The organism is Blautia acetica, assembly GCF_038739805.1.
Taxonomy (GTDB): Bacteria; Bacillota; Clostridia; order Lachnospirales; family Lachnospiraceae; genus Blautia.
Genome location: NZ_JBBEWO010000035.1, coordinates 1 through 12452, shown reverse-complemented (window position 1 = coordinate 12452; position 12452 = coordinate 1). Strand labels below are relative to the sequence as shown.

Sequence of the window (12452 nt, the reverse complement as noted above, 5' to 3'; positions counted from 1 at the left end):
TAATATGATATGTTTTAGGTCTTGCCATAATGAATCACCGCCGTTTCTTTTTAGTATATCATGAAACGGCATGAAGCAAAAGAATAATTGTGTTAAATATAAATATGTCAATACACTAGATATCAATATCACTTATACCGGACGGGAAGATGAATATCCAGAAGAATATACCCTGACAATACAGTCTGGCAGCATGGAGTGTAATTTCAATTTTCGAAGCTATGGCAACTGTGAACCGTTTTTTGTAAAAAATACAGACGGAAGCTGTTATCTGTATCTGTTCACCAGCCATGAGAATGATTACAGCGTTTTACTGATATATAAAATAACAAATTCCGATGTTACCCCTGCTTCTTTAGATAATTTCGCTCCGTTCTGCCTGGAACAGAATTATGAAGAGCTGGAAACCAATCTGGAGAACTCCTATCGTTCGGCTCACAGAACACTCAATTACACCCTTACAAATCCGGAGCATATGATGCTGTCGTCCCGCCTGAGTACACTCAGCACCTGTTTTGGATGCAAGGATTATCACGCAAATGTAGCAGGAGTGCCTCAGTCAGAACAGGATTTCCTCATATCCGATCCTCTGCGCTTTCAGTTAAAACAGGATTTTGAGCTGGAGCTTTGCGGAAAGGACGAAAAGCCGTCCGGCAAAAATCAGATCGTTTCAAAGGGTGCCGTCCTGTATCCCTATGCTACAGACGGAATCAGCTATCTGCTGTTTAAGGATGCAGATGGAACTCTTTTCTATGCAGAGATTGAGGTAAACCAATATCCTCAGCTTATAAATGGTGTTATTGCAGAGGATGTATTTGACGGTATGAGATATGCTGGATGAGTGGAATACTGATCAGCTTCCTGACGGAAGCTTGATGAGCCAAAGCGTTCTAAAAAAGTAAATCAAATAAAAAGCATCATTCACAGAGGCGGTATTTTTTGATACCCCTCTGTTTTTATGTCACAGGAAATTTCTATGACAGGAAAGCGCTCCAAAGAAATCCCCCTGCGGAAAAGAAAAACACGTTCCTCTTTTATGCATATTACATAGTATCTGCTATAAAAAACGAATAATCGCACCATTATTAATAAAGCACCAATAAAATAAAGCAATTTAAAACAAAATAATGCACAAAACTTTGTTGTTTTGCTTATGTATTTAAGACAAAAAAACGGTTAAAAATGTCGGAATAATGAATAAAAAGTAAAAAATAAAAAATTCACCCTTCCGGCAATAAAGAAAAGTAAAAAGATCTAAAACACAAAAAAAGGCCCTCTTGTTATAATAAAGACAACAAAACAAGTGCAGAATGGCTGCAGAATTTTAAGGAGGAACGTGATTATGAAGTTGAAAAAAGGAGTAGCTCTTTTACTGGCGTCAGCAGCAATGGTATCCCTTGCAGGATGCGGAGGAAATTCTGGTGGAAGTGGAAGCAATGCTTCAAATGCAGCAGGGGGAAACAGTGAACTCCCGACTCTGCGTGTAGCAGCAATGCCAACCATTACCAGCCTTCCCACATATTATATCCAGAAAAACGGACTGGATGAAAAAGCAGGCTTTAAAATGGAAGTTACCATGTTTGATACCGGGGCTCCTATGAATGAAGCCCTGGCTGCAGACTTATGGGATGTAGGGCAGATGGGTGCAGCCGCAGTAACCGGCATGGCAAACTATGATGAGCTGATTATCGGTGAAGTTCTGGAATCTACCGATGGACAGGGCGTATTTGTTTCTCCGGACTGTCCTGTAGCACAGGACACTGGTTTTAATCCATCCTTTCCCACTGTGCTTGGAAGCCCGGAATCCGTTTCAGGCATTACCATTTTAACTCCAGTAGGAACTGCTCAGCACTTTACCGTTTTAAAATGGCTGGAAAAGCTGGGAATGGAGCCGACAGATGTCAATATTGTAAACATGGACACCGTACAGGCTTATCAGGCACTGCAGGCCGGACAGGGCGATGCTGCTTCCTTGAATGTTCCTACCTTCTTTGATGCAAAAAACGACGGCATGGTACAGGTTGCTAACCTGGCCGATATGGGTACTCGTTATGTAGATATGATTGTAGGAAACAGAAAGTCACTGGATGGCAAATCTGATGTAATGCAGGGCTATATCAACTGTGCATTAGAGGCCTGTGAAGCCCTGGAAAAGGATCCGGACATGGCAGCAGATTTGCTGGTAGAATTTCTGCAGGATGCAGGTATTGAAACCAGCAAGGAAAACTGTGTAGCAGACCTGAATCGTGTAAACTGGCTGACCAAGGATGAGTGGAAGGGCCGCGAGCTTGGAAACTTCGCAAAGGAATTAGGCGAATTCTATGTAGAGCAGGGACAGCTGGAAGCAAGTGCAACCGAAAAATTCAACACCAATATAATTACTGATTTTGTAAAGGATTACCAGTAAACAATCCATTAAATCGTAACAGTTCAGCCTTGCATCTTCTTGCCCGCTTACAGCGGATAAGAAGCTTTAGGCGTCCGCCTTATGTGGATTCAGTCAGAAAAAGGCAACCTGCAAAGAATGGCCTGCGACAAGGTTTGCTGCAGGCCGTTTTCCTTAGAAATAGGCTTTATGTGTGGAAAGGTGTGAAAAGCGAATGAAGGAGTTATTTCAAAAATATAAGTTTCAGTTGATTTCCGTATGCTCATTTTTGTTTGTGCTTCTGGTCTGGCAGCTGGTTACTGATGTATTCCATCTGGTAAGCCCTGTTATGCTTCCAAGCCCGACAAAAATTTTAAATACGCTTTGGTATAAGCTGACTGGAGGTACAGTACCTGATGGTTCGTCACTGTTCGAAAACATCTGGTCCAGTCTGAAAATCGCCTTGGGCGGTTATGTAGTAGGTGTCTTAATCGGAGTTCCCTTGGGAATCGGAATGGCATGGAGCCGCCGCTTTGAGCTGTTTGCAAAGCCTCTGTTTGATATTATCCGTCCTGTTCCAGCACTTGCATGGATTCCTTTGATGATTTTATGGCTGGGTATCGGTTACGCATCTAAGGTCGGCATCATTTTCTTTGCTGCCTTTATCAGTGCGACCGTAAACTCTTATACCGGAATCCGCCGTACCAGTCAGGTCCACCTGTGGGTTGGAAAAACCTTTGGGGCAACCAATCGTCAGCTTTTGTTTAAGGTGGCAATCCCCACAGCTCTCCCTATGATTTTTACCGGTCTTCGTCTGGCTCTGGGCTCTGCATGGGTTGCACTGGTAGCCGCTGAAATGCTTGCAGCTACAAGCGGACTGGGATATATGATTCAGATGGCCCGTATGCTGGGACGCCCAGATGTCATTATCGTTGGTATGCTGACCATTGGATTTGTAGGACTGCTTTTAAATACCGTTCTGGAAAGACTGCAGAAACGTTTTGTAAGGAGGGGAAGACAGCATGATTGATTCTACAACAAATAGCCGTTTTTCAAATAAACAGTTGATTGTAATCTACACTATTATTTCTCTGGTATCTCTGCTTATTGTTTGGGAGCTGGCTGCCAGATTTACCGGCGCATCCATGTTTCTTCCTCCGGCAAGTCAGGTTCTTGCAGCGTTTTTCAGAAGCTTTGTAGAACCGATTGGTAAACGCACCATGCTGGCGCATGTAGGGGTCAGTCTGTACCGGGTGGCCGTTGCTTTTTTCTTTGCCACGATTGCAGGCATTGCCCTTGGTGTAGGAATGGGATATTCCAGAACCTTTGAAGCTATTTTTAAACCTATTTTTGAATTTATCCGTCCGATTCCGCCTCTGGCATGGATTCCCCTGTCCATCTTGTGGTTTGGGCTTGGCGATACCGGAAAATTCTTCATTATTTTTTTAGGATGCTTCTGTTTCATTACGGTAAACACCTATGACGGTGCAAAAAATGTGGATCCGGAATTAATCGGAGCAGCCCGTATGCTGGGAGCCAACGAACGCCAGGTATTCTTCGAAATTGTGCTTCCGTCCTCTGTTCCTTATATTTTCGCAGGTCTTCAGATTGCTGTAACCGCTGGATGGAGCGCAGTAGTAGGCGCAGAGATGATTCAGTCCAATGAAGGTGTTGGATGGATGATTGTACGTGGAATGAATACCGGAAATACGGTACAGATCATGGTTGGTATCGTCGCAATTGGTATCGTAGGCTTTATACTGGCGAATTTAACCAGTGCATTAGAAAGGAGACTGTGCGCATGGAACGAGCAGAAGGGAATGTAAAAACAGGAGCTGCCGTGCTGGAATGCCGGAATGTAGGACGCAGTTTTGAAAGCTATGATGGAAGCGGACGCAATGAGGTCCTCCGCGGAATGAATTTTGAAGTGCATGAAAATGAATTTCTGGTACTGTTTGGGGCCGGACAGTGCGGAAAAACAACTCTTCTGAATATTTTAGCCGGTCTGGATATGCCGACAGAGGGCGAAGTATATACCCGAGGAAAAAAAGTAACCGGACCTGCTCCTGAGCGGGGGGTTGTTTACCAGAAGACCTCTCTTTTCCCATGGATGACTGTCGAAGAAAACGTTGGCTTTGGACCAAAGGTACGCCATCTTCCAGCTGAAGAGAAAAATTCCAGAGTCAAGAAATATCTGGAATTAGTCGGACTTACTGGATTTGAAAAAAGTTATCCCAGTCAGCTTTCCGGTGGTATGCGCCAGCGCGTAGGAATTGCCCGGGCTTATGCCAATCAGCCGGATATTATGCTGATGGATGAGCCATTTGGTCATCTGGATGCCCAGACCCGTTATATGATGGAGGAAGAACTTCAGAGGATTTGGCAAAAGGAAAAACGAACTGTTATATTTGTTACCAACAATATTGAAGAGGCGCTGTTCTTAGCAGACCGCATTATATTGCTGACAAACTGTCCAACCCATATTAAGAAGGAGTATGTCATCAATATGCCCCATCCTCGTGATTATGTGGATCCTGAATTTTTGCGTCTGCGCCAGTTAATTACCGATAATATGGATCTGACGCTGTAAGAGAGGAGAGAATACCATGCAGGATAATAAAATGCCAAAGGTACAGGTGCGAAATCTGACCAAAAAATTCGGAGATCTTCTTGTTTTAAATGATATTTCCTTTGATGTGCGTTCCGGAGAATTTTTATGCATTGTAGGTCCTACGGGATGCGGAAAAACAACGTTTTTAAATAGCCTGACAAAGCTCTACCAGCCTACGGCCGGCGAAATTTTACTGGACGGGGAACCTGTAGATTTAAAGAAACATAACATTGCCTATATTTTCCAGGAATATTCTACTATGCCCTGGCTGACTGTAGAAGAAAATGTTGGTTTTGGTCTGGATATTAAGGGTGTGGAAAAAGAAAAGGCAAAAGCTCTTGTAAATGAATATCTGGACATTGTGGGATTGACCAAATACCGCAAATACTATCCAGATCAGCTGTCTGCCAGTATGCTTCAGCGTGTTGTAATTGCAAGAGCATTCGCAACCCAGCCGGATTTACTGCTGATGGACGAGCCCTATGGTCAGCTGGATATCCAGCTTCGCTATCATCTGGAAGACGAGCTGATCAGCTTATGGCAGAGAACTGGTACCACCGTTCTTTTCATTACTCATAACATTGAAGAGGCTGTTTACATGGGCGAGCGGATCCTGGTGCTGACCAACAAGCCTACCAGTATTAAATGCGCTATTGACAACAATTTGCCTCGCCCAAGAGACATTGCCAGCCCGGATTTCGTAAAACTTCGTAACGAAGTAACAGATCTGATTAAATGGTGGTAATGGAATAAAACTTTACACCAGACAGACATACTGCTATAATCAGGAGGTGTTCCAATGAAAAAACAGCCAAATATTGTTTTTATTATTTCCGATGACCAGGGCTACTGGTCATTGGGCTGCAGCGGCAACGAGGAAATTATTTCTCCCAATATCGATCGCCTGGCTCAGGAGGGAATGCGCTTTGAAAATTTTTTCTGTACATCTCCCGTCTGTTCACCGGCCCGGGCAAGTCTTTTGACTGGAACGATTCCCTCTCAGCATGGTGTTCATGACTGGCTTCGAGATGATGATGAAAAACAGTCTGCCCTGGAGTATCTGGCAGGACAGTATTCCTATACCAAAGCACTGGCAGAAAATGGATATTGCTGCGCTCTGTCCGGAAAATGGCATATGGGAGCAGCAGGAAAGGTACAGCAGGGATTTACCCATTGGTTCAGTCATAAATCCGGCGGCGGTCCTTATTACGGCGCTCCTATGTACAAGGATGGAGTTCTGTACCGGGAGGAGCGGTATGTGACTGAGGCCATTACAGAGGATGCCCTGGAATTTCTGGATACAAGAAGGGAGCAGGAACAGCCCTTTTATCTTCATGTGGCCTATACGGCTCCCCATGCTCCATGGCTGAACAATCATCCAAAGGAATATACGGATCTTTATAAGGACTGTCCTTTTGAGTCTGTTCCCCATCTTCCCAGACATCCAGACAGTATTTATCTGACAGACGAAGTGGCCAAGGATGAACGTGGCAATCTTATCGGCTATTTTGCAGCTGTAACTGCTATGGACGCTGGCATTGGAAAAATTATGGAAAAATTGGAAGATATGGGAATCGCAGAGGATACTCTGGTTGTATTTACGGCAGACAATGGCTTCTCCTGCGGCCACCATGGCTTCTGGGGAAAAGGCAACGCCACCTTCCCCTTAAATATGTATGAGGAATCCGTAAAGGTTCCGTTTATTGTCCGTCATCCGGGACATATTCCGGCAGGAGCTGTTTGCGATGCGCTGGTTTCTGCATACGATTTTATGCCGACTCTCCTGGACTATCTGGATTTAAAAGCTTCTGATCATGGAAACCGCCCTGGCATGTCCTTTGCCCCGGCCTTAAGAGGCGAAGCTTTTAACCAGCATGAGGAAGTCGTGGTAATGGATGAATACGGCCCAAACCGTATGATTCGAGGCCGCCGTTTTAAATATGTAGCACGGTATCCCTATGGTCCTAATGAACTCTACGATCTGAAAACGGATCCAGGAGAAACAAACAATCTCCTGATGAGCGGAGGCTTTGAAGAGCTGGAGCAGGAAATGCGTCTCCGTCTGGAAACCTGGTTTTCCAAATACGTCAATCCGGAAATCGACGGAGCAAAGGAAGCGGTATTTGGTTCCGGGCAGACCGGACTAGCCGGTTTATGGGGAAAGGGAGTTTCTGGTCATAGCTGTGATGACTATATTAAAGAAAATCCAAACTTTGCACCATACCGAATGAAATAACATCTGGGAGTGAATACGATGAACAAATGGTTTGAAAAAATTTCTGTATGTACCAAGAAACTACGTACTCAGCTTTTTGGAGCCTATTGCTTTGTATTCACTCTCTTTTTTATTGCCGTTTCCCTTCTTGTCAGCGGATCGATACGAGATCTGCTGATCAAACAGATTGGAAGCAACCGAATCGCTGTGCTCAGACAGATAGGAGAGAGAGCCAACCTGATCAAAACCAGCAGTACAACGTTATCGAATTTGTATACCCATGAAATTATCAGCCATGACTTTCTGAACAAACCGCTCTCTGAAAGGGAACATAAAAAAGCCTGGGAGTACCTAGATTCTCAGAAAAAGATTTACGATGAAATTATTGGCCCAATTGGTCATGAGGTGGTCATTTGGGGAGAAAATGGCTTTTTTTACAATTCTGGAGAGATCGATACGGATACCTGGGTATACCAGCCCTGGTATAAAAATCTGCTGACAGCAATGTCTGAGGGCAGTGAAGGAGAGGTTCATTTTTCCCGTACCTTTTCTGCATATAAAAAAGGCGAACGTACATATCAGTTTGCAGCAGGACGGCTTTTAGGCAGCGGAGATGAGAAACATGTACTGTTGATTTTAATTGATGAAAAGCAGCTGGAGGATTTGTATGGATCTGTCCAGGAACAGGGTGGACAGGTTTATCTGTATGATCAAAATGGATTTATTGTCTCTCATTCCAATAAAAAAATGCTGGGAAAGCAGTTTATTGATGTGAATTATATGCAGAAGACCTATGGCACAGAAAATTCCAATATCATCCAAAAGCTGGGAAAGAGTTATGTGCTGTCTACCCACCTGGATCAGAAAACAGGGTGGACCATTGTAGAGGAAAGTCCAACCAAAATCATTCTAGGGGCATTAAACGATACTTACTGGATTATAGGGAGCATTCTGATAACTGGTTTGATTCTTGCGGTTGCTGTATCTGTTTATATTTCCAGACGTATTTCCACTCCTCTGACAGCTCTGAGCGATGCTATGGACAAGTTTGGCAGTCCGGATTTCACGCCGCCCTGTGTGGCAAGAGGGACTCAGGAGATTGACCATCTTCAGGAAAGCTTTAAACATATGGCTGATGAGATTACCAGCCTGATGGAACGGATTCAGGAGAGAGAGAAGCAGAAAAGAGCCCTGGAGGTCAACTTTCTCCGGGCACAGATCAATCCTCATTTTTTGTATAACACCCTGTTTTCTATTCGATGTGCAGTGGAGGTTGGAAAAAATGAACAGGCAGCCAAAATGCTCAGCGCATTTATTGATTTGCTCAGAAGCACTTTAGCTGTAAAAAATACAACCATTCCCTTAAGTGACGAGTTGGAGACAACACGAAAATATCTGGTAGTCCAGAAGCTGCGCTATGGAGAAAAAATTAATTACGAAATTGAGATGCCGAAAGACACAGAGGACTGCATGGTTCCGCCGCTGATTCTCCAGCCACTGGTAGAAAATGCCATTTTCCATGGATTAGAGGCCAAAAGCGAGGCAGGAACAGTCATCATTGAGTCAGCTTTTCAGGGTAATAACCTTCTTCTGACAATTACCGATGATGGGGTCGGGATGGATTCTGAAACCTTAGAAAAAGTACGTGCAAGCCTTCATCAGACAGTAATAAAAGACGCACATTCTATTGGTATGTCTAACGTACACAACCGGATTCGTTTAAACTATGGTGAAGATTATGGAATGTCTATAGACAGCTTTCAGGGAATGGGAACTACCATAACCCTTTTGATGCCTGCCATAAAACAAAAGGAGGAGATACAATGAAAGTTCTAGTGGTAGATGACGAAGCAATGATTTGTGAGTGGCTGCAGTTCTGCATTTCTCAAAATCCGTCCTGCCAGCTGACTGGAGTAGCACACAATGGACAGGAAGCTCTGGAACTGTTTCATCGAGACGAACCAGACCTGATTTTAACAGATATTAAAATGCCGGTAATGGATGGACTGGAATTTCTTCATGCTTTAAAAGCTCTGGGAAGCAGGGCAAAGGTAGTGGTATTAACGGCCTTTTCCGATTTCAGCCTGGTTCGTCAGGCTCTGCGAGATGGAGCGTCTGAATATCTTTTAAAAACAGAAATGCAGAATGATCTGCTTCAGGAGCTGTTAAATCGGATTGCAGGGGAACTGCAACGAAAGAATCATCAGGAAGAGCCCGATGTGGCAAATGTAGCTCAGATACAATCCGTGATCAGCCATATCTTAAGACAGACCAGAGAGCTGAGAGAGGACGATCTGGAACGGCTTCGTCAGTGTGGAATTCGCTGGAGAAACAATGGCTTATTCGCCCTGGCTGTATGGAAGCAGGATATGGAGGAAAACGGCCTTCTATTTCCAGAAGAAAGTCCAGCTCGTCATGTTGCCGGATTTGACTATACAGATCGAGTATATATGATCGTAGGAAATTTCCCAAAAACTCTTAGCATTGCAGAAAAGGCCAGACAACTGACGGAATATGCCAGACACGTACAGGTCATTAATCACTGCATGGTAGGAATTAGCGCCATTACAGATGAAATGAGCCAGATCCCCTTTATGGTCTGGCAGGCATCCTGCTCTCTGGGTGAGGGATTTTACACAGGCAAAAAAAGGGTCTATGAGCCTCAATATCCCTTAAAGGAACTGTTCCGCAGAAATGAGCTGTGGAAAAACACGTTTACTAAATTCCGGGTGCATCTTCATCAGGTTCAGGGAGGACAGCGCTACGAGCTGATAAAAACGTTTTTTGAAGTTCTTCCCAGCCAGAAAATTTTAACAGTTGATCCTCTTTGCAAGCTGTGCCTGGATGCTCTGGATCTGCTGGAATTTGAGGCAAAGGGAAATGGTATTGTTCTGGATCATGCAGAGGAGCTTCATTTACGCCTGCAGCAATGCATTACTCTGGATACAGCAAAAGAAGTTATGCTGGATGCAGCAAAGCAGTGCTGCCTTCCTATAGACGAGCTCCAGCCAAAATCAAAAAATATCTGCCTTGCAGTGGAATATATTAATGCTCATTATGCAGAACAGCTGAGTTTAGAGCAGGTTGCCGCTCAGGTATACTTAAATCCAGATTATTTTTCCAGAGTATTTAAAATCGAAACCGGACAGACCTTTATCAATTATCTGACCGACGTTCGCCTCCAACATTCGGTGCAGCTTCTGGAAAATACAGCACTCCGTGTACAGACCATTGCCCAGCAAGTAGGCTACTACAATGCCAGCTATTTTTCAACTACATTTAAAAAGAAGTACGGCGTCAGTCCGTATGAATACCGACGCAGCGGAAGCTGATATTTCTAGAAAAGGAGAATCTTTATGAAGGCAATTATGGTAATGTACGATTCTCTGAACCGTCATCTGCTTCGCCCCTACGGCTGTCAATGGACCAGAACAGAAAATTTCTCACGCCTGGCAGAACATTCTGTAACTTTTGATAACTATTGGGTAGGAAGTATGCCCTGTATGCCTGCCAGAAGAGAGCTTCATACAGGACGATATAATTTTCTTCATCGGAGCTGGGGACCACTGGAGCCGTTTGATGATTCCATGCCTGAAACACTGAAAAAGTCAGGAATCCATTCCCATCTGATCAGTGATCACTATCATTACTGGGAAGACGGAGGCGCCACCTACCATCAGCGCTATACTACCTGGGAATGTGTACGTGGGCAGGAGGGCGATAACTGGCAGCCTCTGGTGGGCTTTTCTGACGGACCTTCTCCTACCAGAAACGTATGCGGAGAGCCGGAAGACAACTGGGTGATACAGGATTTTGCCAATCGAACAGCTATGCAGGATGTTTCCAGACAGCCGCAATGTCAAACATTTCAAAAGGGACTTGATTTTCTGGAGCAGAATCACGACAAGGACAACTGGTTCCTTCAAATTGAAACTTTCGATCCCCATGAACCGTTTTTTGCGCAGCCGGAATACCGCAGTCTGTTTCCGGATTCCTACAATGGTCCGTTCTGTGACTGGCCGGATTACCGTCCTGTAAACGAAGAGGACAGTCCGGAATTGATTCAGCATTTGCGCCATCAGTACGCAGCTGTTTTAAAGCTTTGCGATGAAAATCTGGGAAAAATATTAGATGCAATGGATTCTTACGATCTCTGGAAGGATACCATGCTGATTGTTAATACGGATCATGGCTTTCTTTTATCAGAACACGGGCAATGGGCCAAATGTCACTGTCCATTTTACGGAGAGGTTGCCCATACGCCGCTCTTTATCTGGGATCCCAGAAGCCGGAGACAGAATGTGCGAACCAGCCAGCTGGTACAGACCATTGATCTTCCCGCAACACTTTTGGAATACTTTGGCCTGCCTCTGTTTCCTGATATGGAGGGAAAACCGCTTCGCCCTGTGATAGAGCAGGACGTTCCCGTCCGTGAAGGAGGATTGTTCGGAATTTTCGGAGGACAGGTCTGCTGCACAGACGGAACATGGGTCTATATGAGAAGTCCCCTTCCAGATAACCAGCCCCGATATGAATATACACTGATGGTCACCCGCCACGGGGGACGAAGAGCTTTTATCAATCATGATATTCTCAAGTCCATGAAACTTGCTTCGCCGTTTTCTTTTACAAAAGGTATTCCTGTGCTGAAGCTGGAAAGCCGGCAGCAGGTTTCCCAGGCCGGTTATCCCACCATGCTGTTCTGTCTGGAATCAGATCCTGACGAGGAGCATCCTCTGAAAAATATCGCTGAGGAAAGGCGGATGGCAGCTCTGATGAAAAAAATGATGATCGAAAACGACTGTCCGGAAGAACAGTTTATCCGGATGGGATTGTAACCAATGATAACAAATTTTTTTCAGAAAGGCAGAAATACCCTTCTTCAAACTATAGGCTAATAACGAGATGCCACAAAAATAGTAACGGGGTCAGACCCCATTAAAAAAGTATAAACCCTAGAAATGATATTGACCAATGATATCATAAATGATACAATCATAAAAAGTTTAATGGGGTGTTAGAATGGAAAATACGGTTGAAATTTATCAAGAAGAGAAAGAATTAAGGGGGAAACGCCTGGCAGCCTATGCAGAATCGATTCAGGAAAAGGTACAGAAGGATTCAGAGCAGATTATAAAAATACTAGTATAACGAATATTAAATAATTGCTATATTAAATTGATACTGCTTCCTCTTCACTGATTTCATCCATTTTATACTTCCAGTGATAAACCACGGGTTCACGGTTCACTTCGTCAAAG

At 44.2% G+C, this 12452-nt stretch carries 11 protein-coding genes; all 11 read left to right on the top strand.

Features of this window, described 5'->3' with window-relative positions:
• Nucleotides 1–70: 70 nt before the first annotated feature.
• The 11 genes from WBS51_RS14925 (at nt 71) to WBS51_RS14875 (ending at nt 12342) form a co-directional block, all read left to right on the top strand.
• A complete protein-coding gene (locus tag WBS51_RS14925) occupies nt 71–841 on the top strand; it encodes a hypothetical protein (RefSeq protein WP_173750283.1) in 771 nt (256 codons plus the stop codon).
• A gap of 501 nt (nt 842–1342) precedes the next feature.
• Entirely contained in the window at nt 1343–2407 is a 1065-nt protein-coding gene (locus tag WBS51_RS14920) for an ABC transporter substrate-binding protein (protein WP_173750282.1), read from the top strand.
• Between the two features lie 193 nt (nt 2408–2600).
• Nucleotides 2601–3395, top strand: a complete 795-nt coding sequence (locus WBS51_RS14915) for an ABC transporter permease (RefSeq protein ID WP_173750281.1) — start codon at nt 2601–2603, stop codon at nt 3393–3395.
• Nucleotides 3388–4191, top strand: a complete 804-nt coding sequence (locus WBS51_RS14910) for an ABC transporter permease (protein WP_173750280.1) — start codon at nt 3388–3390, stop codon at nt 4189–4191. Before WBS51_RS14915 ends, WBS51_RS14910 begins: the two co-directional genes overlap by 8 nt.
• Nucleotides 4167–4955, top strand: a complete 789-nt coding sequence (locus WBS51_RS14905; protein WP_173750279.1) for an ABC transporter ATP-binding protein — start codon at nt 4167–4169, stop codon at nt 4953–4955. Before WBS51_RS14910 ends, WBS51_RS14905 begins: the two co-directional genes overlap by 25 nt.
• Before the next feature lie 16 nt (nt 4956–4971).
• Nucleotides 4972–5721: an ABC transporter ATP-binding protein gene (locus tag WBS51_RS14900; protein WP_177959600.1), complete on the top strand. Its 750-nt coding sequence runs from the start codon at nt 4972–4974 to the stop codon at nt 5719–5721.
• A 54-nt stretch (nt 5722–5775) separates the two neighbouring features.
• On the top strand, nt 5776–7212 hold the full coding sequence (locus WBS51_RS14895; protein WP_173750277.1) for a sulfatase-like hydrolase/transferase: 1437 nt from the start codon (nt 5776–5778) through the stop codon (nt 7210–7212).
• A 186-nt stretch (nt 7213–7398) separates the two neighbouring features.
• Nucleotides 7399–9018 carry a sensor histidine kinase gene (locus WBS51_RS14890; protein ID WP_294542701.1) on the top strand — a complete coding sequence of 540 codons (1620 nt, stop codon included), beginning with the start codon at nt 7399–7401 and terminating at the stop codon, nt 9016–9018.
• On the top strand, nt 9015–10523 hold the full coding sequence (locus WBS51_RS14885) for a response regulator (RefSeq protein ID WP_173750275.1): 1509 nt from the start codon (nt 9015–9017) through the stop codon (nt 10521–10523). Before WBS51_RS14890 ends, WBS51_RS14885 begins: the two co-directional genes overlap by 4 nt.
• Before the next feature lie 24 nt (nt 10524–10547).
• Nucleotides 10548–12029 (top strand): sulfatase, encoded by a 1482-nt coding sequence (locus WBS51_RS14880; RefSeq protein ID WP_342694152.1) that lies wholly within the window; start codon nt 10548–10550, stop codon nt 12027–12029.
• A gap of 184 nt (nt 12030–12213) precedes the next feature.
• Nucleotides 12214–12342 (top strand): hypothetical protein, encoded by a 129-nt coding sequence (locus WBS51_RS14875; RefSeq protein WP_342694151.1) that lies wholly within the window; start codon nt 12214–12216, stop codon nt 12340–12342.
• The last annotated feature ends 110 nt before the right edge of the window (nt 12343–12452 follow it).

Bases quoted from the DNA above. Each gene is read 5' to 3' on its own strand.
- WBS51_RS14925 (WP_173750283.1), top strand. From the start codon at position 71: ATGAAGCAAAAGAATAATTGTGTTAAATATAAATATGTCAATACACTA.
- WBS51_RS14900 (WP_177959600.1), top strand. From the start codon at position 4,972: ATGCAGGATAATAAAATGCCAAAGGTACAGGTGCGAAATCTGACCAAA.
- WBS51_RS14885 (WP_173750275.1), top strand. From the start codon at position 9,015: ATGAAAGTTCTAGTGGTAGATGACGAAGCAATGATTTGTGAGTGGCTG.
- WBS51_RS14915 (WP_173750281.1), top strand. From the start codon at position 2,601: ATGAAGGAGTTATTTCAAAAATATAAGTTTCAGTTGATTTCCGTATGC.
- WBS51_RS14895 (WP_173750277.1), top strand. From the start codon at position 5,776: ATGAAAAAACAGCCAAATATTGTTTTTATTATTTCCGATGACCAGGGC.
- WBS51_RS14875 (WP_342694151.1), top strand. From the start codon at position 12,214: ATGGAAAATACGGTTGAAATTTATCAAGAAGAGAAAGAATTAAGGGGG.
- WBS51_RS14910 (WP_173750280.1), top strand. From the start codon at position 3,388: ATGATTGATTCTACAACAAATAGCCGTTTTTCAAATAAACAGTTGATT.
- WBS51_RS14920 (WP_173750282.1), top strand. From the start codon at position 1,343: ATGAAGTTGAAAAAAGGAGTAGCTCTTTTACTGGCGTCAGCAGCAATG.
- WBS51_RS14880 (WP_342694152.1), top strand. From the start codon at position 10,548: ATGAAGGCAATTATGGTAATGTACGATTCTCTGAACCGTCATCTGCTT.
- WBS51_RS14905 (WP_173750279.1), top strand. From the start codon at position 4,167: ATGGAACGAGCAGAAGGGAATGTAAAAACAGGAGCTGCCGTGCTGGAA.